Genomic DNA, 21,607 nt, shown 5'->3' with positions numbered 1-21,607 from the left:
GAGGCTTTAGTAAATTGCGTTTGTACGTTTCGATCAAAAACTAAATAGGGTGGCGATTATGAATGTCAGAAACAAAAGTTTACAATGATTATTTCTTTGATGAACCAGTATTTGATTTGCACGATGGAGGTTATGTACCACTAGAAAAAGTGGATATGCCTGATCATCCATTGAATATCCCAGCTGCTTTGAAACCAGACAAGGTAGAGGGTAACGATGTTTATTACACAATCACAGCACAAGAGGGTGAAACTCAAATTTTGCCTGGTGCTAAGACTAAGACATGGGGTTACAACACTTCATTATTGGGCCAAACGATTGTTTTGAAGCAAGGAGTTCACTACCATGTGCATCTTGTTAATAAATTACCAGAAGTTACTACTTTCCATTGGCATGGACTAAATGTTACAGGACCTATCGTTGATGGTGGTCCCCATGCTCCAGTTTATCCAGGTGGCAGTCGTGATATTGACTTTACACTAGATCAACCTGCACAAACTGATTGGATTCACCCACATCCATGTCCTAACACAGCTCGTCAGGTTTGGAATGGATTAGCTGCAGCTGTTGTTGTAACAGATGCCCAGGAAGCCAAATTACCATTCCCACGCAATTATGGTGTGGATGATATTCCAATTATTTTACAAGATAGAAGTTATCATGATAATCAATTGGATTATAAGAAAGATTACGATATCGATGGTACTTTAGGTAAATATGCTTTAGTTAACGGCACAATCAATGGTGTCTTTGATGTTACAACTCAAAGAGTTCGTTTAAGAATTTTAAATGGTTCCGATCGTCGTGAATGGCGTCTTCATTTTGACGATAATCATGAATTTACTCAAATTGCTTCTGATGGTGGTACTTTGCCAGAGCCAGTTGAGTTAACTAAGTTGATGTTAACTTGTGCTGAACGTGCTGAAGTTATTGTTAACTTTGGTGACAAGAATCCTGGTGATGTGGTTACTTTGATGAGTGATGACATGCCAATTATGAAATTTAAGATTGGCCAATATGCTCCAGATGATACCAAACTTCCCGAACATCTCACAACAATCAATGCTCCAGAAGTAACACCTGGTTTACCTATCACTCGTACCGTTATGTCAGGTATGGATGATCAAGTTAGACTTGATGGCAAACTCTTTGATATGCAAAGAATCGACCGTCGTCAAAAAATTGGTGACACCGTCCTATGGGATGTTGTTAATACTAACGATATGGATGCTGGTATGATTCATCCGTTCCACATGCATGGCTGTCAATTCTTAGTTATCAGTCGTAATGGTAAGGCACCATATCCTAATGAACATGGTTGGAAGGATACTGTTGGTGTCAATGCTGGTGAAACAGTTAGAATTGCTGTACAGTTCACTAAATTTGGTGTCTACATGTATCACTGTCATATCCTTGAACACGAGGATACAGGGATGATGGCTCAAATTGAGGCTTATGATCCAGATCATGAACATAAGTATCATCTATTAAGTATGGATGAAATGAATCACCCAATGAATAAATAAGGATACTTGCTAAAGTTTGGTTAGATTGGAGAATATATTTAAATTCCCGTCCTCCGCAAAAAATGGGAATGCTGTTGGAACGCTATGGGCGCGATTTGAAACTAATTATTTTCCACTTCGTGCAAAATAATGGATTTCCAAAGTCGGCCTCATTGTAAATGGCAAAGCCATTAACAATGATCTCATAGCTGAACGCATTCCCAATTTTTGCTCCGGACTAAAGAGTACTTCTATTGTGCAATTACAATGAATTACTTAATCCAGTATCCTTTCTATTTCTAAAAATCACTTTTAAATCGAAAGAAGCATCCATATAACCAGGTACATTGGTTGATATGGATGCTTCTTCTTTTATTATTAACAATTCTAAATTGTGAAAAACCAAAAACACCTTTCAAATTTGTCTAATAATATTAAAACCATGAATCTAGTCGGTAGTAAAAAATCTGTGGGCCCTCAGTGGTGCCATTCTACTTAGCTTGCGTAGCAAGGTTAGTAGAAGACCGGACTTGGAGATCCATGATTTTTCACAGAGTGAAAAATTATTAGCTTCAAGCCGTGTCCACCACGTTCCAGTGGCCCACAGATTTTTTGCGGACGGCGGCATATTTCAACTACATCAGTTAGTATTAACGACTACAACCAAACTTAAATAAGTTTTATTGACAACGTTTTCAGTCTAATTTAAACTAATTCTTAGTAATCAGGCTGTTAAGAAAGCAATACCAATTACAAAGTTGGTATTGCTTTTTATTTTGGGGGATAAAAGATTGGAAGATAATAGTTTCAAAAAACGTTTAGGTTATTTAATTTTTGCGATTGTACTGGATGCTTTCGCGAATGCATTGATGATTGACAGTAATATGGGAAGTGCGGTGTGGACGGCTTCAGCGGTCAATATTTCTACTCTGCTGCATACTAGTTACGGAACGACATTGTTTATCTATGCCGTAATCGTCACGATTGTTAATCAATTATTAATAGGAAAGTTTGATAGTCATATCTTTATTTCCAATTTATTATTCTCATTACCATTTAGTTATTTAGTGGGATTTTTCAGTGATATTTTAAATCCACTCAATTTAAATTATTTGCCAATCTATTCACGCTTTTTAGTTGATCTATTAGGATTAATTTTCGTTTCAATGGGAACTTCAATTTATCAAAGATGTAATCTAATTCAACATCCTAATGATGAAATGGCTTATCTTTTGCGATTCAAATATTTACATGGTTCGGCTGGTTGGGGCCAGTTGGTCAGCTATACACCACCAGTGATCATCATGATAATTTGTTTCGCGGTAACCGGTCACATTTTGTCTGTTGGAATCGGAACCATTTTGGCAATGTTCTGCCAAGGAATTATTATTGGTATTTCGGATAAAATCGTTGTCCCATCGCTGAAACATCACTATTCTTTTTAACTGGTATTTAAGAAATTATATTAATTATTAAAAAAAGAGTTAAGATTCTCAATTTATACTATTGCGGTCAGGCCGAACATGGTTTACTATGACATATAGGGACTACCAGATTTAAAAACAACTGATTCCTTCCCGACGGTGAGATTAATTTCTCACTATTTTTTTGTCTTGAAAATAGGGAAATTGGCTCAGTAATGAAATTTATTGGTTCTTAAAAAGTTTGGTTAAAATACATATTAACGAAGTAACTGTAGTTCACTGTCTTGCTATCTAATATTTAAAAACATACAAACAATAGAAGTACTCTTTAGTCCGGAGCAAGAATTGGGAATGCGTTCAGCTGTGAGATCATTGTTAATGGCTTTGCCATTTACAATGAGGCCGAGTTCGAAGATCCATTATTTTGCACGAAGTGTAAAATAATTAGCTCCGAATCGCGCCCATAGCGTTCCAACCGCGTTCCCAATTCTTGTGGAGGACGGCAATCTCCACTATAAAAAATAAATAGCACCCATTCAAATTTTCCCCAGAATCGGAGGAAATCTGAATGGATGCTATTTTTAATTATTCAGTTTTATCAAAATCATATGTGACATTTTCAATGGTCATTTTATTACGACCGGCATTTTTAGACTTGTAAAGATAACTGTCAACTCGGTTGAACAAATCAGCGAAGCCACTATCAGTTGGCTTTAATTCTGAAATACCAAAAGATACACTGACATTTAGTCGCATGCCATTAAAGAATAATGGTGAATGAAGTAAGGTGTTTCTTAAATCGGTAATAATGGGTTTGCATTCTTCGGCGGTTTTACCACGAAAGACGATGATAAACTCCTCACCACCAAAACGAAAAATTTGTCCGTGTGTTTTCTTCAAGTATAATTCACGATCCATTGTATGGGCAACGTGACGTAAAACTTCATCACCAGTTGAGTGGCCGTATTTATCATTAAAAAGTTTAAAATGGTCGATATCAAACATGGCCATGCTTAGAGGAACATCATCTTCATGTGAATACTGTTTATAGATCTCTTTGGAATTCTTATCTAAACTGGAACGATTTCTTATTCCAGTTAATTCGTCATAATTAACGACTTTCTTTAAAGTATCATACCCATTCAAAGTTAATTGCATCTTATGTTCACAATACCTGATAATGGCCATGTAAATAACGAAGACTATTAACATATTGAAAATATTATAAAATGGAAAACTGTGATCGACCCAGAGTAATATCCACCATGCAGCTCCGTATAGGATTTGTAAGGTGAGATATTTGATTGTACTATCTTTTAGACTGTCAGTTTGCCAATAGATATAAATGATGATAGCTACCAAGAAAATGTATGAGATAAGAAAATAGGGCCATCTACTGCTACCTAAGCGTTGAATATTTGCGGATTGGTGATATGCAAAAGGCATTAGTAAATTAATAAGCAAAATTATTTTATTTCGTAGAAGATACATAGCATATAACAGGATAGTTAGTTGAGCGTTGGCGTATAACCAACCGTTGTTGACCGATCCATTGTTTAATACTAGGAAAGTCTTTTGAAGGATGATCATGCTACCTGCCAAAACAGCACCTTCAGCTAAATGAACTGGCAGTTTAAAATAAATAGGGGACTTATCGTCAATTCTTCTTTCCAAACCATAAGCAATAATAGTAATAACGGTAATTAGACCGATAGTAACTAAGGTGATAATGGTTGAAGTGAGATTCACGTATTTAGTGGTGATCTCGTTTAGGATATTCAAAATTACCTCCTCCATTCGGTGATTCATAAAATTGGTGCCTATGGGATTATGTTGTAGTAATATAAAGTATTTAATGATTGATTACTTTTGAGTAATGTTATGTATCAGTATACACGTATTTATTTATAATTTTATAGGTTTATAATGATGGGTGAAACGATAGATATTTTTTAAAGTTATGCTTCATTATTCGTTTTCTAATATAAATTTTACTCAAATTTTGAGAGGGGAAAATCAAATGAAAGTAGTAGTTGTAGGATGTACTCACGCAGGGACTGCGGCCGTAGAACAAATTCTTCAGGAACATCCAGATACAGAAGTTACAGTTTATGAACGTGACGATAATATCTCATTTTTATCTTGTGGAATTGCCTTGTACCTAGGCGGTAAAGTAAAACGTTTGGAAGATATGTTTTACGCTAGCCCCAAGGATCTAGAAAAATTAGGTGCTACAATCAAAATGAAGCATGATGTCTTGAAGATTGATTCTGAAAACAAGACTTTGATGTGCGAAAATATGGAGACTCACGAAATAATTAATGATACTTATGACAAATTAATTATGACAACTGGCTCAACTGTAGTAGTGCCACCTATTATGGGAATTTCGGATTCAAGAATTTTGATGTGTAAGAGTTATGCACAAGCAATTCATGATACTGCAAAAGACTACAAACATATCGCCATTGTTGGTGGTGGTTATATTGGGGTAGAGTTGGCTGAAAGTTACGCTAATACAAACCATCAAGTAACTTTGATTCAATCAAGAGATCAAGTCTTGAACCACTACATTGATCCTGACATGTCTGAAAAAGTTGTTGATTTGTTAAGAGAACATGGTGTTGACGTTTATTTGAATGAAAATGTTAACGGCTTTAATCGTGATGACGATGACAATGTTGTTATTGAAACAACTAAAGAAGATCACAAGGCTGATTTAGTTATCGTCTGCACAGGTTTTGTCGCTAATACAGGTTTATTGCGTGGACAAGTGGATATGGATCGTCGTGGTGCCATTATTATTAATGAATATACCCAAACTTCAAATCCTGATATTTATGCTGCAGGGGATGCATGTACAGTTTACTTTAATCCAACACATGAACATGCTTATATGCCACTAGCAACTAATGCAATCAGACAAGGTGCTTTGGCTGGTATTAATGTTTTTGGAAATATTCAAAAGTATATGGGTACACAAGCTACTTCGGCTATGGAATTATTTGGATACACAGTTGCTTCAACCGGATTGACATTAGGACATGCGTTAGAACATGGAATGAACGCGGATGTTGTTGAATACCACGACTACTATCGTCCAGCTTATATGCCAACGACAGCGATGTTAACGATCAGACTAGTTTATGATAAGGACACACGTTTGATTCTTGGTGGACAATTGTTCAGTAAACATGAAGTTGCTCAGTCAGCTGATACTTTGTCAGTATGTATTCAAAATAAGAATACGATTGATGATTTGGCTTTCATGGATATGTTGTTCCAACCAAATTACGATAATCCATTTAACTACTTGAATTTGGTTGCTCAAATGGCTGTCGCTAAAGAACGTCAAGAAAAATAAAATTTTGTATAAAGTAAAAAGGGGATGCTTTGAGTTTTAGCATCTCCTTTTTTTGTTTGGATTTTATTTTTTTAATAACCATGGTTCTATGCGGAATAGTGGAAACGAGCTCCACAGGCCAATTTCTTCCGGTTTGCTACAGTGTCAAAATCGCCCGCCAAGTGCGCGTGCAATTCTGACACTTAGGCAAATCCTCGGAAATTCCCGGGCCTGTTTCGCTCTCTAAAATACGTCATCGTCTGCTTTTAATTTTAACAATCTTGGCTTTCCGTAATAGTATCCTTGACGTAGGTCGATTCCTAATTTGTCTGCTAGGGCATCGTCTTTGTCGTCTTCTATTCCTTCAAGGATAAAACGGATATTTTGTTTTTTGCAGATATCGCGCCAATAAATCACTTTACTCTCAATGTCAGGATCGCGTAATTTCTCTCCAAAATTTTGAATGGCAAATTTGATTTCGGCGGCTAGTGGGATCATGTCTTTGATCTGATCCATTTGGTTTGTTCCGGTACCACAGTCATCAAGGCTGAAGTCCATGCCATAGTCGATAAATTCTTTAATTAAGGAAATGTATTCTTCGTTGCTCCAATTTTGATTAGGCGTATCTTCGGTTAGTTCTACTACTAATCTTAAGGGACGGAGGATTCTTTGTGCTTCAATGATGGCATCTCGTACTTCTTCGTCCATTAGTTGGTTACGGTTAATATTTACTGAAACGGAACCAATCTTTAATGATAGTAATTTCGTTGTTTCAACTAAGACTTGAGCCATAAGGTGAGAAGGGACATCGGAAAAGTTTGCTGGTGGACGCCATCCTTCGGGCTTTTTTTCCTTCATTAATAACTCATAACCAATTAATGAGTTATTCACCTTATCAAGTTGGGGTTGAATAAAATATCTGTACATAACAAACTCCTTTGTTAGTTCTAATCGATTCTTGATTTATTATTTCTTAACTTGGAATAAATGCACCGAACCAATAATACTACAAGCTTAATCTCATGTCATGATGAAGGATCCCGGCTTCTTCGTATTGTTCACCGACAACCTTAAATCCTAATTGTGTATAAAAAGCTTGAGCGTGATCTTGGGCACCTAAAATAATGTAATTAAAATTGTGTTGTTTAGCATAGTTAAAAATGTATTCTAAGAGATCTGACCCTAAATGTTGGTGACGAAAACTTTTAAGTACGGCGACTCTTTGAATGTGGATTCCATTATCTGAAGTGACTTGGAATCTGGCAGTAGCTGCGGCTTTGTTGTTACTGTAAAGAACAAAATAAGTACATTTGTCTTCATCAGCATCTATTTCGATTTCAGCTGGAACATTCTGTTCATCTACGAATACTTTGGTTCGAATGTTGACACTGTCTTGATAGATATCAGAATTTATATCATTGGAAGATTTGATTTTGTTCATTATTTACCACCGCTTTTAAAAAAGTCAATACACTTGTTATTATATTACAAATAATCAACTGTGCATTGTCGATATTTGAAATTTAAAAAGTCCATTTATAACATATGAAAATTTAAATAGATTGATATAATGTAACTAGGTGTTTGTATAAGCTTTAATGAGCAGAGAGAATAATTTATTGGGTACTGTAGAGGAGGAACCGACTGTTGAAAGTAATCGTTGTCGGATGTACACATGCTGGAACAGCTGCAGTGGAACAAATATTAAAAAAACATCCAGATACGGAAGTTACCGTATATGAACGTGATGATAATATTGCATTCCTATCATGTGGGATAGCATTGTATTTAGGAAGAATCGTCAATCGACTAGAAGACATGTTTTATGCTGATCCAACCACGCTTGAAGGTTATGGCGCTAAGGTTCATATGAAACATAACGTTATTAAGATTGATTCAAAGAATAAGAAAATTATTGTTCAGGACTTAAACACAGAAGAAATTTTTGAAGACAGTTATGATAAATTGATCATGACAACTGGTTCAGAAGTTGGCGTTCCACCAATTGGCGGAATGGACAACCCACGTGTTTTATTATGTAAGAGTTATGACCAAGCCAAAAAGATTTATGAGTCTGCTTTAAACTATCCTAGCATTGCCATTGTTGGTGCTGGATATGTGGGAGTAGAATTGGCCGAAAGTTATGCTAATACCGTTCACGAAGTAACCTTGATTCAATCAAGAGAACAAATTCTCAATAATTATGTTGATGAGCCACTATCACAGACTATCATTGAAAAGCTTAAAGAACACGATGTAAAAGTTGCACTTGGTGAACGTGTTGCGGAAATTGAAGATGGCGATCAGTTAACTATTAAAACTAAAGCTGGTCACGCTTATAAGGCTGATTTGGTTATTGTATGTACTGGCTTTTTCGCTAATACTGATTTGCTACGTGGTCAAGTTCAAATGGACGGTTATGGAGCCATTTTAGTTAATGATTACATGCAAACTTCAGATCCTGATATTTTTGCTGCCGGTGATTCTTGTGCAGTTAAATTCAATCCAACTGGTGAGATGAAGTATATCCCATTAGCTTCTAGTGCTGTTCGTCAGGGAACTTTGGCCGGATTGAATGTCTTTGGCAATGTTCGTAAGTATATGGGAACACAGGCTACCACAGCCATGGCATTATTCGGTTACACTTTAGCTGAAACAGGATTGACTTTAAAGAAAGCTTTGGCAAACGGATTAAATGCTGATTGTGTTACTTACCACGACAATTATCGTCCAGATTATATGCCAACGACAGATATGCTAACGATTTATCTGATTTATGATAAGGACACTAGAAAAGTCTTAGGTGCACAATTGTTCAGTAAACATGAAGTTGCTCAGTCAGCTAATGCATTGTCAATCTGTATTCAAAATGGGAATACAATTGATGATTTAGCTTTTGTTGATATGTTATTCCAACCAAATTACGATAATCCATTTAATTATCTTAATTTAGTTGCACAACAAGCAATTGATAAAGAAGATAATAATAATTAAAAATCATTAAGGACAAAACTATTTTTAGTTTTGTTCTTTTTTTATGAAAATCATATAAGAATCCGGTTAATCTGTCACTTTCAATTTAATAGGTAACTTATTAATGCTAGACTTGGATATATAAATGAATGTGTGAGGGGTTCCTTTTGGGTAATTTAACGGAAATTTTAAGAGTCTGTTTCAGTGCAAATGCCTTAGTCACAGGAATAGTCACAATCGGATTAATTTCGATTATTACATATATATCTTTTGTTCTAGAACGAAAAGTTAGTGTAGCATCGTCGTTTTTCAAAAAAGTTTCGATAAACGTTGCCGAGATGCTACTGTTAATACTGATGCTCTTTATTATTACAATAGTTTTTAAGAGTTTCACGGGAGGAACAGAAGTAGAATTAGGTGGCTTGTTAGCAAATGCCGAGTTAACAATATTATTCTATTGCCTGTTTATATTTAACAATCGTTTGATTGTTTTATTAAATGTGTTTCTACCTTTCTTATATCATCCATCATCCGACATCTCGAGAATTCAAGGGCCGTATGCATGGTTATTTGTCGTTGCTTATTTAATTTTAATAATTGTTATAGATTATCTTTACAGTCATAAAGATGTTCTAGCAATTTCTAATTACCGATATTTATCGTCACAAGTATTGTTTGGCGTTTGTTGGTGGATTTTTCTTTGGATTGATTATAAATTTCCATTAGTCGATATTATTGGAATGTTGATTCTATTCGAAGTTTATATGTTCATCGTTCGTGTGATTGAACTAAAGATGAGTATGTATATGCATGCTTATAACGATTTAGAAAATAAAGTCAATTATGATGCATTAACCGGAGTTCGTAATAGAGCTAATTTGAATAAAATTTCAAAAGAAGTATTTGAGAAATATAATCAAAGCAATGTTCCTTTAACCGTAATGCTATTTGATATCGACCATTTTAAAGAATTCAACGATCACTATGGGCATGATGTAGGGGATGAAGTCTTAAGACACGTTTCCCATATCGTTGAACGTGAGTTACATATTGATGATAGCAAGGGACAGTTATTCCGTTATGGCGGTGAGGAATTTGTTATTTTATTAAGAAATAACGATACACAAAGAGCCAGAGAAATCGTCAATAGAATCAATCAAACCTTAACAGCAATGCCATTGTTCATACAGGAAACACGTTTAGATGTGACGTTATGTTTTGGTGTAACGATGTTACGAAGAACGGATAAATCCTTTGATGATACCTTTAAGAGAGTAGACAATTATCTTTATCTATCGAAGAATAATGGACGTGACGAGATGACAATTGAGGGCAAGATCTTCCAATATGAGAAAACTAATGTGGTTAAAATATAGAAGACTTACTACTGATCAAACAGAGCATGTTTTATCATTATCACAATTATTTTAGAAATTAAATTAGCACCTATTCATAGTTTCATGGTTATTTGTTTAGAAGCCAGAATTGAAACTAATGAATGGGTGCTATTATTTTGATTTTAAATATTTAGAAAAGTAAATATTGGATGAACGGTTTACTAGTCCGGAGTAAACCTGGGGAATGCGTTCAGCTATGAAATTATTGTTACCGGCTTTGCCGGTTACAATAAGGCCGACTTTGGAAATCCATTATTTTGCACGAAGTGTAAAATAATTAGTTTCAAATCGCGCCCATAGCGTTCCAATGCATTCCCCAGGTTTATGGAGGACGGCATATTTCTCTCTTCACCAAAAAAAGAAGCATAAAAAACAGCTTAGCGGGGAACTAAGCCGTTTTTTATATAATATTGATTTGCTGTAGGAGCAAAAAATTAATATGTCATTGAATGATGGGGTATTCAATTAACAGGAGATCAATATTGGTCTGGGAGTTAAATTCTAGGCAAATCGAAGAATTGAGTGAGCTCCTACCTGACAAATCAATTACTAGAATAAGTGTTTATCATAGAAACAGATTTTCTACATGGGAGGCACAAGATAGGACTTTGAAAACTACCTATTCTAGTTGTAAACAAAGTTGCTATTAGTGTCCCTCCTTTCTATGTTAACGCTTTCTTTATGGTACATCTGAAGTATAGCAAGTTTTTGTGAATTTCACAATTTGTAAGCTCATAATTCGAAAAATAATATCATGCCAAGTGTAAGGGGCCGTATGGATTGATTAATTAATTTATTTATATTCTGTTTAAACAGAAATTTTCACAAGCAGAAAATGCCGCTAAAAGTGGATGAATATACTTGTTTAAATAAACGAAGTATTATACTATGAGCTTGTTCGAAGAGGCGATGACGTTCGCCGAAAAATATTACTTAATCGTAATTGATGACGTCTACTCTATTTAAATAACCAGTAATAATTGAGGAAAATTATTGAGGGTTTTTTAAAGTGGAGTAGTCGTCTTTTTTTATGATTAAGAAAGGGAGAATTTATTATGTCAAGAGTAACTATTGAGAATGTTAAAGCTAGGGAAGTATTTGATTCACGTGGTAACCCAACCGTTGAAGCAGATGTTGTTCTTTCAAACGGCGTTTTAGGTCGTGCTAGTGTTCCATCTGGTAAATCAACTGGTGACAATGAAGCCGTTGAATTGCGTGATGGTGGCGACAGATTAGATGGCAAAGGTGTTTTGAAAGCCGTCAACAATGTTAATACTTTGATCAATGATAAATTAAAAGGTGCGGATCCTTTCAATCAAGCACATATCGACCAAATGATGATCGATCTTGATGGTACACCTAATAAGGCTAAGTTAGGTGCCAATGCTATTTTAGGTGTTTCAATTGCCACAGTTCGTGCTGCCGCTAATGCAGAAGGTGTTCCTGTTTACCGTTACCTTGGTGGTGTTGACCTTGAATTGCCACAAACATTCCACAATGTAATCAATGGTGGTGAGCATGCTGACAACGGAATCGATATGCAAGAATTTCTAATTACACCTATCAAACGTACAACCTTCCGTGATGGTTTTGAAAAGATTGTTAATGTTTACCATCAATTGAAGAAGAACCTTGAAAAAGAAGGTTATCAAACAGGTTTAGGTGATGAAGGTGGATTTGCTCCCGATCTTCCATCAAGTGAAGCCGCAATTGATGAATTAAATCGGGCTATTAAAGATGCTGGTTATGTTCCTGGTGAAGAAATTGGTATCGCCTTTGATGCTGCTGCTTCAAGTTTTGCTCAAGATGATGGTTCATACATGTTTGAAGGCAAGAAACGCAGTGCTGATGAAATGGGTTCATACTATGAAGGATTATTAGACAAGTATCCAGCAATCGTATCAATGGAAGATCCATTTGGTGAAAATGATTGGGATAATTTTGCTAAATTCACTCAAAAGAATGGCAATCGTGTTCAAATTATTACTGATGATAACGTATGTACAAATCCTGCTCTCTTCAGAAAAGCTATTAAGAAAGGCATGGCTAATAGTTTCTTGATCAAATTGAATCAGATCGGTACTGTATCTGAAACCATAGAAGCTATCCGTGTTGCTAGAAAGAATGGCTATACAACAATGATGTCACATCGTTCTGGTGAAACTGAAGATTCATTCTTGGCTGACTTTACAGTTGCAATGCACGCTGAGCAATTGAAGTCAGGTGCTCCAGCCCGTGGTGAACGTCTAGCTAAATACAATCAATTATTAAGAATTGAAGAGGAATTAGGCGAAGAAGCCAACTTAGCTCATTTCCCTAATGACGTTGACTTTGACTAATTAATAAATCATGGCAGAAAAATACGGTCTTACTACACAAGAAGCCGAAAAAGCTAGACAAGAGTACGGATATAATGAAACTCCAAAGATTCAAAAGTCATTTATCAGCTTAATTTTGAAACGTTTGATCGGTCCAATTCCGTATGTAATTGAGTTAGCCTTAGTGATTGAACTGATACTAGGAAATTATATTCAAGTAGCTTTTATCTTTGCTTTGCTACTATTTTCAGCAATTGATGGAGCTATTCAAGAGAATCGAGCATCAGAATCGATTGGTGAATTGGATACGAAATTAATTGCTTATGCTAGTGTATTGCGTGATGGCAAATGGCAAAAATTATCCAGTCGAGAGTTAGTCCCAAGTGATTTGATTCATTTATCGGTAGGATCAGTGATACCAGCCGATTGTAAAGTAGTTAAGGGTGCAATTTTGGTTAATCAGTCGGTTGTTACTGGTGAAACTAAAGCCGTTACCAAAGCAGAAGACGATGAATTGTATTCTGGATCAACGGTAATTGAAGGTACTGCGGATGTGCTGGTCGAAAAGACGGGTGTTCACAGTAGTCTTGGGAAAACAACGGAATTGGTCAGAACTAACGAAGCTCCAGGTAGATTGGAAAATTTACTTTTCACAGTAGTTAAATATCTGGCTTATCTTGATGTTGTTTTAGCAGTTATCCTGACAATTGCCGCACTGTTCAGACACACACCATTTCTTTCGTTATTACCATTCTTGGTAATTCTGTTTGTTGCCACAATTCCTATCTCAATGCCATCAAGTTTTGCTGTAGCAAATTCTTTGGAAGCAGGGAATCTGTCTAAAAAGGGAATTCTAGTTGGTGGATTGACTGGTATTCAGGAAGCCGGATCTATGAACGTTCTGTTGATGGATAAGACCGGAACGATTACTAAAAATGAACCCCAAGTTAGTCAGATAATAAGTTTAAATGGTGTAGACGAGACAAAATTATTTGAATATGCTTTGGCAACAGTCAAACCTAGCAGTGTTAGTCCGCTTGATTTAGCGATTTTGCAAAAAGCAAAGTTGGATAATGTAACGGCAACAGGAGTTAAAGAACAAGTATCCTTTGATCCTAAAATGAAGGGTGCCCGAGCTATCTTAGATAATGGAGACGAAATATTCTTGGGATCACCTGCAACAAGTGATTTGGAAAATACCGTTAAATCAAAAGTTGACGAATTATCACAGCAAGGACTACAAGTGATGGTCCTGACCATTAATCAAAATGCCATTGGTTTGTTGACTTTTAGGGATCAAATCAAAGAAGATATGCCCGAAACAATTGCCGCATTGAAGAAACAGGGTATTACTATTCTAATGTTGACTGGTGATACAGCTCCAACAGCTAAGGCAATTGCTCAAAAGGTCGGTCTGAATGATCAAATTGGTTCCGTTGATCAAGCTCTATCTGATCCTATGTCTTTTGGCGGTTTTGCTAATGTTTATCCAGAAGATAAGTTTAAGATTGTCAAATCATTGCAAGATAAAGGTTATGTAGTTGGTATGACAGGTGATGGTATCAACGATGCTCCAGCTTTAAAGAAAGCTGATGTCGGAATTGCTATTGATACAGCAACGGATATTTCTAAATTAGCAGCGAGAATTATTTTGACTGAACCTTCGTTAAAGGGAATTATTGAATTGGTCAATGCTGGTCATCGGGTTTATCAAAGAATGATGACTTGGTTAATTACCAAATTAGCAAGAACAGCCCAATTGGCTCTGCTATTATCAATTGGTTATCTGTTTACTAATTTCTTCCCAATCTCGTTGAATATCATTGTTTTCATCGTTATTTTTAACGATTGTGTTACTTTGACTTTAGGAACAGATCGAGTAAAAATCAATCATTTACCAGAAGCGTGGAATTTAAGGAACCTAACGAGAATCTCTGCCATTTATACGATTGGCTGGTTGATTCTAGGGTTTCTGATGTTATGGTACAGTGTGAGCTTCACAAGTTTTACGCATGCACAGATCAGCGGATTGCTGTTTGTCTACTTGATTTACTCAGCAATGGGAATGATTCTTTCAACGAGAACAAGAGATCATTTCTGGTCAATTAAAACGAGTAAGTCCGTTGGTATAGTTATATTTATCAATCTGGTTTTATCTAGTTTAATAAGTATTCTGTGGTTGCATACGGCTGTGTTGAATGTATTGATGGTATTCTTGATTTGTTTTGTAATGTTTTTCTTACTAGATTTGATAAAAGTTTCTTATTATAAGCAGGGTAGATAACAAATAAAAAAGCTGATTTGGTCATAGCGTAGTAAAATACGTCTATTGAACCAATCAGCTTTTTGCATTGTCTTAACTAATTAAATTTTAGGAGAAAAAAATACAGGGACCGAAGTCTCTGTATTTTTTATTTATCAAATAATTATTTGATTGAAGGTGTACCGAACCACTTGATACGTTCCTTAGTAGTTTCAGTAATAGCTTTAGCACCAGGTGCAAGCAATTTACGTGGGTCATAACCCTTTTCATCAATATCCAAGTCTTTCTTAGCTTCGATATATTCACGTGTTGCTTTAGCGAATGAAAGTTGTAATTCAGTATTAACGTTAACCTTTGAGATACCCATTGAAACAGCCTTGATGATTTGTTCCTTAGGAATACCTGAACCACCATGAAGAACAAGTGGTGTCTTGATAACGTCAGCTAATTCCTTAAGACGGTCAAAGCTTAGGCCTTTCCAGTTGTCAGGGTAAACACCGTGGATGTTACCAATACCAACAGCTAGGTAATCAACACCAGTAGCAGCAAGAGTCTTAGCTTCTTCAACGTCAGCTAATTCACCTAAACCAACGATACCATCTTCAGTACCACCGATTGAACCAACTTCAGCTTCAACAGACATGTTCTTAGCATGAGCTAATTTAACAATTTCCTTTGTCTTTTCAAGGTTTTCTGCGAATGGAAGGTCATGACCATCGAACATAACTGAGTTATATCCAACTTCGATACATTCCTTAGCAGCTTCGTAGTTACCATGATCCAAGTGCATTACAACTGGAACTGTGATACCCATTGATTTGATTGTGTCTTGTACAAGGTGTAGACATAATTCGTAACCACCCATGTACTTAGCAGCACCCATTGATGTTTGAACCAAGATAGGTGTTTGTGTTTCTTGGGCAGCAGCCAAAATTGAGCGTGTCCATTCCAAGTCGTTGATGTTAAAAGCACCAACAGCATACTTGCCTTTACGGGCGTTATTGAAAATTTCGTTACCGTTTGTTAAAACCATCGATAAACCTCCATAAAATTCATTTTCGAATACATTGATAATTCTAACTCAAAACTCCAAAAATTAATACTTTTTTTAACAAACTATTTCTGTAAACCTCCTAATGGACGTGAAAATAGATGTAAAACGCCATCAAATAAAGGATTACCAATCCAATTAAAATAAACCACCAGTATTTTTTGCTCGTGGATTTGATAAAAGTATTATAAATTGCCATGACAGCGAAGAAAGCAATTAAAGTAGTTAAAATACTGAGTATTACTAATATTGGAAGATTAATCATAATACCTATATTATACGCAAAAACTTTCAGAAAACGACATCTAATAAAGCAGGCGTATCTTCCTATATTAATCAATTTATCTTTGGTATACTGTAAGTAATTTTACTGAGGTGATAATTTTGGACAAAATTAAAGTTATGACGGTCTTTGGTACCAGACCCGAAGCAATTAAAATGGCACCACTAGTTTTAAAATTAAAGCAGAATAGTGATCGATTTGATACTGTGACTGTAGTTACAGCTCAACATCGTGAAATGTTGGATTCAGTGCTTGAGATTTTTGATATCAAGCCCGACTACGATTTGAATATCATGAAGGAGCGCCAAACTCTTAGTGGTATCACTGGGTTAGTTTTAAAAGAACTAGATAGTATCATTGAAAAAGAAAAGCCTGATATTGTTTTAGTTCACGGTGATACAACAACAACTTTCAGTGCCGCTCTATCAGCCTTTTATCATCAAACACGTATTGGACATGTTGAAGCTGGTTTGAGAACTTGGAACAAGTATTCACCATGGCCAGAAGAAATGAATCGTCAAATGACTGATGATTTGACTGATCTATACTTTGCTCCAACTGATGAAAGTAAAGCTAACTTGTTGAAGGAAAATCATCATGGCGAAAATATCTTTGTAACTGGTAATACTGCCATCGATGCCTTAAAGAGTACTGTTCATAAAGATTACCATCATGATATTCTAGATGTCATCGACCCTGATAAGAAGATGATCTTGATCACAATGCATCGTCGTGAAAATCAAGGTGAGCCAATGAAACAAGTCTTCAGAGCAATGCGTAAAGTAGTTGCAAAACATGATGACATTGAATTAGTTTATCCAGTTCACTTGAATCCAGTTGTTCAACAAACAGCTAAGGAAATCTTAGGTGGAGTAGATAGAATTCACTTGATCGAACCATTAGATGTGGTAGACTTCCATAACCTTGCATCAAGAAGTTACTTCATCATGACTGATTCTGGTGGTGTTCAAGAAGAAGCCCCATCACTAGGAAAACCAGTTCTAGTATTACGTGATACCACAGAACGTCCCGAAGGTGTTAAAGCCGGTACTTTGAAGTTAGTTGGTACTGATGCTGAAGTAGTTGAAAGAGAAATGACACGTTTAATTACTGACAACGCTGAATACAGTCGTATGGCTAACGCTAAGAATCCCTATGGTGACGGTAAAGCTTCCGAACGTATCTTGGACGCAATGAGTTATTACTTCAAACAAACAACTGAAAAGCCAGATGAATTTAAATAGGCTGTAGTTGTTTTAAAGAGCATTCCCAAGTTTTGCGGACAACAGCATATCTATCCAACCAAAAAAGTCGTAATGAATTAAATTTCATTACGACTTTTTCTACGTTCTTTTAAGTTTTTAATACGATCGATTAAACGTCGATTTTGATAGTTGAAGATCAATTTCGATGAAAAATAATTGAACAGTCCAACAATCAATTGATCAATAGCTTTGATAATCAAGTTATTCCAAGGAAAAATGAAAACAGCTACGACCATGAAAATGTCATCAAAGATCAACGAGAAGATACGTGAAACGAGGAAGAACATCCCCTCTTTAAATAGTTTCTTTAAACTTTCCATTTCAGATTTGAAAACATATAATTTCGTTACAAAGAATGAAAAGAAATTGGAGATAAACCATGCGATTGTGTTAGCAATCCATAAAGTAATATGGAAATAGTTATGCGATAAATCGAAGATGCCGATATTCAATAAGGACGCTAAGAAACCAAACAGGCAATAGACTCCAAAATTACGATATTTTTTTAAAAAGTTCATTTTTTAGAGATCCATTTCTTGTGCCTTTTTATAAATTTGTTCAGCAAAGTTATCGAGATTGTCGATATCCTCTTGTTGAGGTCCCAATTCTACTTTGACTGATTCAGCTCCACGAGTGGCACCAGTTTGGGCAAAGGCTTTGTCAAATTCCTCAACAGCACGGCAGTAATCTTCATAGAAAGTGTCACCAGAACCACAAACACCATATACTTTTCCAGCTAAATCAAGGTCTTGCATGTCGTCATAGAAATCCAAAGCTTCGTCAGGCACAACGCCTTGATCATAAGTATAACTAGCGATAACACAGATATCAGAGTCTTCAAAGTCAGACACATCTGTTTGAGAAACTTCGCTCATATCAACATCGCAGCCTAAATCCTCAAACTTCTCCGTTAGAACATAAGCGATATCTTCATCGTTACCAGTAATACTAGCAAAAACAATTTTTACTTTTGTCATAATTGTCGCCTCATTAATTAATCTTTAGACATTATAGCAAAAATTAATATTCCGGGCTATCTAATTCCGAAACGCTCTAATGTTATAATGAAACTAACATATTTTTGAAGGGACATGTTATAAAGTGATTACATTAAAATCTGCAAGAGAAATCGAAGGAATGAGAAAGTCTGGAGAATTGCTTGCTAATACACATATTGGTTTACGTGACATTATTAAACAAGGAATTTCTTCAATGGAAATTGAAAATTTTGCTAACGATTATATCGTTTCACACGGTGGTCGTCCATCAGAAAAGGGCTTTGAAGGCTACAAGTATGCAACTTGTGTCTGTGTTAATGATGAAGTTGCTCATGGTATTCCTCGTAAAAACCTAATTTTAAAGAGTGGCGACGTTCTAAAAGTAGATATGACAGTTAACCTTAATGGTTATGAAAGTGATTCTTGCTGGACTTATGCAGTTGGAGATTTGTCAGCTGAGGATCAAAAATTAATGGATGTAACTCATAAGGCACTTTACCTAGGAATCGACCAAGCCGTAGTTGGTAATCGTTTAGGCGATATTGGTTATGCCATTCAACATTACGTTGAAGATGAGAATCACATGGGTGACGTTCGTGATTTGATTGGTCATGGTATTCAACCAACTATGCACGAAGCTCCCAATGTCCCTCACTATGGTGAACCAGGACAAGGTTTACGTTTGCGTGAAGGGATGACTATCACAATTGAACCAATGGTCAACCTAGGAACATGGGAAATTAAAGACAAGTTTGTTAAAGCTGATGGTTGGGAATATTTTGTTTCTGCCGACGGCACGGATTCAGCGCAATATGAACATACCATTGCCATCACTAAAGATGGTCCTAAGATCTTGACTTCTCAAGATCCAGAATATGATGCCAAATACTTACTTTAAAATAGTGAGGAAAAATAATGGAAGAAGAAAAGCAACAGATACCGCTGTTTAAGCAGTCGATAACTAAAAAACAAAAGTTTCTTGGCTTTGCTAAATATGTTGCTCAAGCCGTGAGTGACTCGAATGTCCCCATGGCTTCAAAAGCCATCACATATTATATTTTGTTGTCGTTGTTTCCAGCGGTAATTGTTGTGGGAAATTTGATCCCATTATTACATTTGGATAAACCGACAGTTATTAGTTATATCGAGTTTATTTTGCCAGATGATCTGCATCATTACTTTTTACCAACGATAGTTAAAGTTTTGTCCAGTTCCAATAAGGGTGTCTTGTCTGTTGGTATTGTCGTAGCCTTATGGGCGATTTCGCGTGGCTTGAATATTGTTCAAATGACTATGAATGAGGCCTACGGACTAGATGTGAACAATTTGTTTGCGGAACAAACCTTTGTAAATTACGTAATCCGTCGTGCCTTAGCGTTTTTAATGACATTGATGTTATTGATGATTGGTGTGATGGCAATTGTAACGTTTACATTTGGACAAATATTTTTAAATTGGCTGATTCCATTGCTACGTATAAAGTCAACACTTTTAGATGTCTTTATGCGTTGGAAATGGCCCTTTGCTATTGTTATAATGTTGATGATCGTTTTTGCTTTGTATTATTTTTTACCTAATATTCATCTTAAATTTTATTACATAATAACGGGATCGATTATTACCAGTATTGGTTTGCTAGGCTTGTCGCAGTTATTCTCGTACTATTTGAAATATTTTGGATCAGCCTGGGATAACTATGGAACGATTGGTGCCATTATTGTGTTTTTGTTGTGGGTGAATATGTCAGTGACAATCTTTTTATTTGGGAATGCCGTTAACGTTGGTTTTGCCGAAGGATATGGCGGTCCATTTTTGAGGAGAAACACTGGTAAGTTAACTAGTTATCTGAAATCGCACGAAAAGGAGAATAATTGATGAAAGTAAGAAAAGCAATTATACCAGCAGCAGGATTGGGAACAAGATTTTTACCAGCAACAAAGGCTTTAGCTAAGGAAATGCTACCAATTGTTGATAAGCCAACAATTCAATTTATCGTTGAGGAAGCTAAGGCTTCAGGTATTGAGGATATTTTAATTATTACTGGTAAGAATAAGCGTTCTATTGAAGACCACTTTGATGCTGTACCAGAATTGGAACAAAACCTTGAGGCAAAGAACAAGACAGAACTATTGAAAGTTGTTCAAGACACTACTAACTTAGGTGTTAACTTGTACTATAGCCGTCAAGCACATCCAAATGGGTTAGGTGACGCTGTTGCTCAAGCACGCTCATTTATTGGTGACGAACCATTCGTTGTTATGCTAGGTGACGATTTGATGAAGGACAAGGTTCCTTTGACAAAGCAATTGATCAACGACTATGACAAGACACATGCTTCAACTCTAGCTGTCATGAGAGTGCCAGAAAAAGACGTTTCTAAGTATGGTGTTATTGATCCTGAAGGCGAAACAGCCCCAGGACTATACAATGTTAAGAAATTCGTTGAAAAGCCAAAAGTTGAAGATGCCCCAAGTAATTTAGCTATTATTGGACGTTATTTATTAACACCAGAAATTTTTGATCTATTAGCAACACAAACACCAGGTGCCGGTAACGAAATTCAATTGACTGATGCAATTGATCGTATGAATAAGACACAACGTGTATTTGCTCATGAATTCAAGGGTCAAAGATATGATGTTGGTAACAAGTTTGGCTATGTTAAGACAAATATTGAATACGGTTTGACTCACCCCGAAGTTGAGGGCGAATTGAAGCCATATATTTTGGAACTTGCTAAGAAGCTTCAAGCAGAAGACAAACCTAGCAAGAAATCAAGCAAATAAA

Annotated in this window: 17 protein-coding genes and 1 riboswitch; of the genes, 11 read left to right on the top strand and 6 right to left on the bottom strand. The window is 36.0% G+C overall.

All coding sequences use genetic code 11. The features are described 5' to 3' along the window. Positions 1–62: 62 nt before the first annotated feature. Together U8526_RS07655 and U8526_RS07650 are read left to right on the top strand one after the other, a co-directional pair. A complete protein-coding gene (locus U8526_RS07655) occupies positions 63–1,526 on the top strand; it encodes a multicopper oxidase family protein (RefSeq protein ID WP_334341367.1) in 1,464 nt (487 codons plus the stop codon). Between the two features lie 770 nt (positions 1,527–2,296). Then, positions 2,297–2,950, top strand: a complete 654-nt coding sequence (locus tag U8526_RS07650) for a YczE/YyaS/YitT family protein (protein WP_334341366.1) — start codon at positions 2,297–2,299, stop codon at positions 2,948–2,950. Positions 2,951–3,514: 564 nt separating this feature from the next. On the opposite strand, the gene U8526_RS07645 is transcribed toward U8526_RS07650, so the two are convergent. Continuing rightward, on the bottom strand, positions 3,515–4,711 hold the full coding sequence (locus U8526_RS07645; RefSeq protein WP_334341365.1) for a GGDEF domain-containing protein: 1,197 nt from the start codon (positions 4,709–4,711) through the stop codon (positions 3,515–3,517). A 238-nt stretch (positions 4,712–4,949) separates the two neighbouring features. Between U8526_RS07645 and U8526_RS07640 the strand changes: the two genes are divergently transcribed. Then, positions 4,950–6,293, top strand: a complete 1,344-nt coding sequence (locus U8526_RS07640; RefSeq protein ID WP_334341364.1) for an FAD-dependent oxidoreductase — start codon at positions 4,950–4,952, stop codon at positions 6,291–6,293. A gap of 222 nt (positions 6,294–6,515) precedes the next feature. Here the strand turns inward: U8526_RS07640 and U8526_RS07635 are convergent, their stop codons facing one another. Both U8526_RS07635 and U8526_RS07630 read right to left on the bottom strand, forming a co-directional pair. After that, positions 6,516–7,199 (bottom strand): EAL domain-containing protein, encoded by a 684-nt coding sequence (locus U8526_RS07635; RefSeq protein WP_334341363.1) that lies wholly within the window; start codon positions 7,197–7,199, stop codon positions 6,516–6,518. Positions 7,200–7,278: 79 nt separating this feature from the next. Then, positions 7,279–7,713 (bottom strand): GNAT family N-acetyltransferase, encoded by a 435-nt coding sequence (locus tag U8526_RS07630; RefSeq protein ID WP_334341362.1) that lies wholly within the window; start codon positions 7,711–7,713, stop codon positions 7,279–7,281. Between the two features lie 206 nt (positions 7,714–7,919). Between U8526_RS07630 and U8526_RS07625 the strand changes: the two genes are divergently transcribed. The 4 genes from U8526_RS07625 to U8526_RS07610 all read left to right on the top strand — a co-directional run bounded on the left by U8526_RS07625 (position 7,920) and on the right by U8526_RS07610 (position 15,244). Beyond that, on the top strand, positions 7,920–9,266 hold the full coding sequence (locus U8526_RS07625; RefSeq protein WP_334341361.1) for an FAD-dependent oxidoreductase: 1,347 nt from the start codon (positions 7,920–7,922) through the stop codon (positions 9,264–9,266). Positions 9,267–9,412: 146 nt separating this feature from the next. Next, the gene (locus U8526_RS07620; protein ID WP_334341360.1) at positions 9,413–10,621 is read left to right on the top strand and encodes a GGDEF domain-containing protein; all 1,209 of its coding nucleotides are present in this window, start codon (positions 9,413–9,415) and stop codon (positions 10,619–10,621) included. A gap of 917 nt (positions 10,622–11,538) precedes the next feature. Then, a riboswitch (Fluoride riboswitch) is annotated at positions 11,539–11,605 on the top strand. Between the two features lie 92 nt (positions 11,606–11,697). Next, positions 11,698–12,981 (top strand): phosphopyruvate hydratase, encoded by a 1,284-nt coding sequence (gene eno, locus U8526_RS07615; RefSeq protein WP_334341359.1) that lies wholly within the window; start codon positions 11,698–11,700, stop codon positions 12,979–12,981. A 10-nt stretch (positions 12,982–12,991) separates the two neighbouring features. Then, a complete protein-coding gene (locus U8526_RS07610; RefSeq protein ID WP_334341358.1) occupies positions 12,992–15,244 on the top strand; it encodes an HAD-IC family P-type ATPase in 2,253 nt (750 codons plus the stop codon). A 142-nt stretch (positions 15,245–15,386) separates the two neighbouring features. Here U8526_RS07610 and fba read toward each other — a convergent pair whose 3' ends face one another. Beyond that, positions 15,387–16,256, bottom strand: coding sequence for a class II fructose-1,6-bisphosphate aldolase (fba, locus tag U8526_RS07605; RefSeq protein ID WP_334341357.1), 870 nt, complete (start codon positions 16,254–16,256; stop codon positions 15,387–15,389). Positions 16,257–16,658: 402 nt separating this feature from the next. On the opposite strand from fba, the gene wecB reads away from it, so the two are divergent. Continuing rightward, positions 16,659–17,801, top strand: coding sequence for a non-hydrolyzing UDP-N-acetylglucosamine 2-epimerase (wecB, locus tag U8526_RS07600; protein ID WP_334341356.1), 1,143 nt, complete (start codon positions 16,659–16,661; stop codon positions 17,799–17,801). Between the two features lie 77 nt (positions 17,802–17,878). On the opposite strand, the gene U8526_RS07595 is transcribed toward wecB, so the two are convergent. Together U8526_RS07595 and U8526_RS07590 are read right to left on the bottom strand one after the other, a co-directional pair. Then, a complete protein-coding gene (locus tag U8526_RS07595; RefSeq protein WP_334341355.1) occupies positions 17,879–18,340 on the bottom strand; it encodes a GtrA family protein in 462 nt (153 codons plus the stop codon). 3 nt (positions 18,341–18,343) lie between these two features. Further along, on the bottom strand, positions 18,344–18,799 hold the full coding sequence (locus U8526_RS07590) for a flavodoxin (RefSeq protein ID WP_334341354.1): 456 nt from the start codon (positions 18,797–18,799) through the stop codon (positions 18,344–18,346). Positions 18,800–18,923: 124 nt separating this feature from the next. On the opposite strand from U8526_RS07590, the gene map reads away from it, so the two are divergent. From map to galU, 3 genes are read left to right on the top strand one after another with little or no spacing between them, the layout of a single operon-like run. Further along, entirely contained in the window at positions 18,924–19,718 is a 795-nt protein-coding gene (map, locus tag U8526_RS07585) for a type I methionyl aminopeptidase (protein WP_334341353.1), read from the top strand. Between the two features lie 17 nt (positions 19,719–19,735). After that, positions 19,736–20,695, top strand: coding sequence for a YihY/virulence factor BrkB family protein (locus U8526_RS07580; protein WP_334341352.1), 960 nt, complete (start codon positions 19,736–19,738; stop codon positions 20,693–20,695). Then, entirely contained in the window at positions 20,695–21,606 is a 912-nt protein-coding gene (galU, locus tag U8526_RS07575) for a UTP--glucose-1-phosphate uridylyltransferase GalU (protein ID WP_334341351.1), read from the top strand. Before U8526_RS07580 ends, galU begins: the two co-directional genes overlap by 1 nt. Position 21,607 lies beyond the last annotated feature (1 nt).

Source organism: Companilactobacillus sp. HBUAS56275 (assembly GCF_036913655.1).
GTDB lineage: Bacteria > Bacillota > Bacilli > Lactobacillales > Lactobacillaceae > Companilactobacillus > Companilactobacillus pullicola.
The sequence above is the reverse complement of the archived record's forward strand: the minus strand, read 5'-3'. Positions and strand labels throughout refer to the sequence as shown.

Bases quoted from the DNA above. Each gene is read 5' to 3' on its own strand.
- galU (WP_334341351.1), top strand. From the start codon at position 20,695: ATGAAAGTAAGAAAAGCAATTATACCAGCAGCAGGATTGGGAACAAGA.
- U8526_RS07580 (WP_334341352.1), top strand. From the start codon at position 19,736: ATGGAAGAAGAAAAGCAACAGATACCGCTGTTTAAGCAGTCGATAACT.
- U8526_RS07635 (WP_334341363.1), bottom strand. From the start codon at position 7,199: ATGTACAGATATTTTATTCAACCCCAACTTGATAAGGTGAATAACTCA.
- U8526_RS07595 (WP_334341355.1), bottom strand. From the start codon at position 18,340: ATGAACTTTTTAAAAAAATATCGTAATTTTGGAGTCTATTGCCTGTTT.
- U8526_RS07655 (WP_334341367.1), top strand. From the start codon at position 63: ATGTCAGAAACAAAAGTTTACAATGATTATTTCTTTGATGAACCAGTA.
- U8526_RS07610 (WP_334341358.1), top strand. From the start codon at position 12,992: ATGGCAGAAAAATACGGTCTTACTACACAAGAAGCCGAAAAAGCTAGA.
- U8526_RS07630 (WP_334341362.1), bottom strand. From the start codon at position 7,713: ATGAACAAAATCAAATCTTCCAATGATATAAATTCTGATATCTATCAA.
- U8526_RS07640 (WP_334341364.1), top strand. From the start codon at position 4,950: ATGAAAGTAGTAGTTGTAGGATGTACTCACGCAGGGACTGCGGCCGTA.
- eno (WP_334341359.1), top strand. From the start codon at position 11,698: ATGTCAAGAGTAACTATTGAGAATGTTAAAGCTAGGGAAGTATTTGAT.
- U8526_RS07590 (WP_334341354.1), bottom strand. From the start codon at position 18,799: ATGACAAAAGTAAAAATTGTTTTTGCTAGTATTACTGGTAACGATGAA.
- fba (WP_334341357.1), bottom strand. From the start codon at position 16,256: ATGGTTTTAACAAACGGTAACGAAATTTTCAATAACGCCCGTAAAGGC.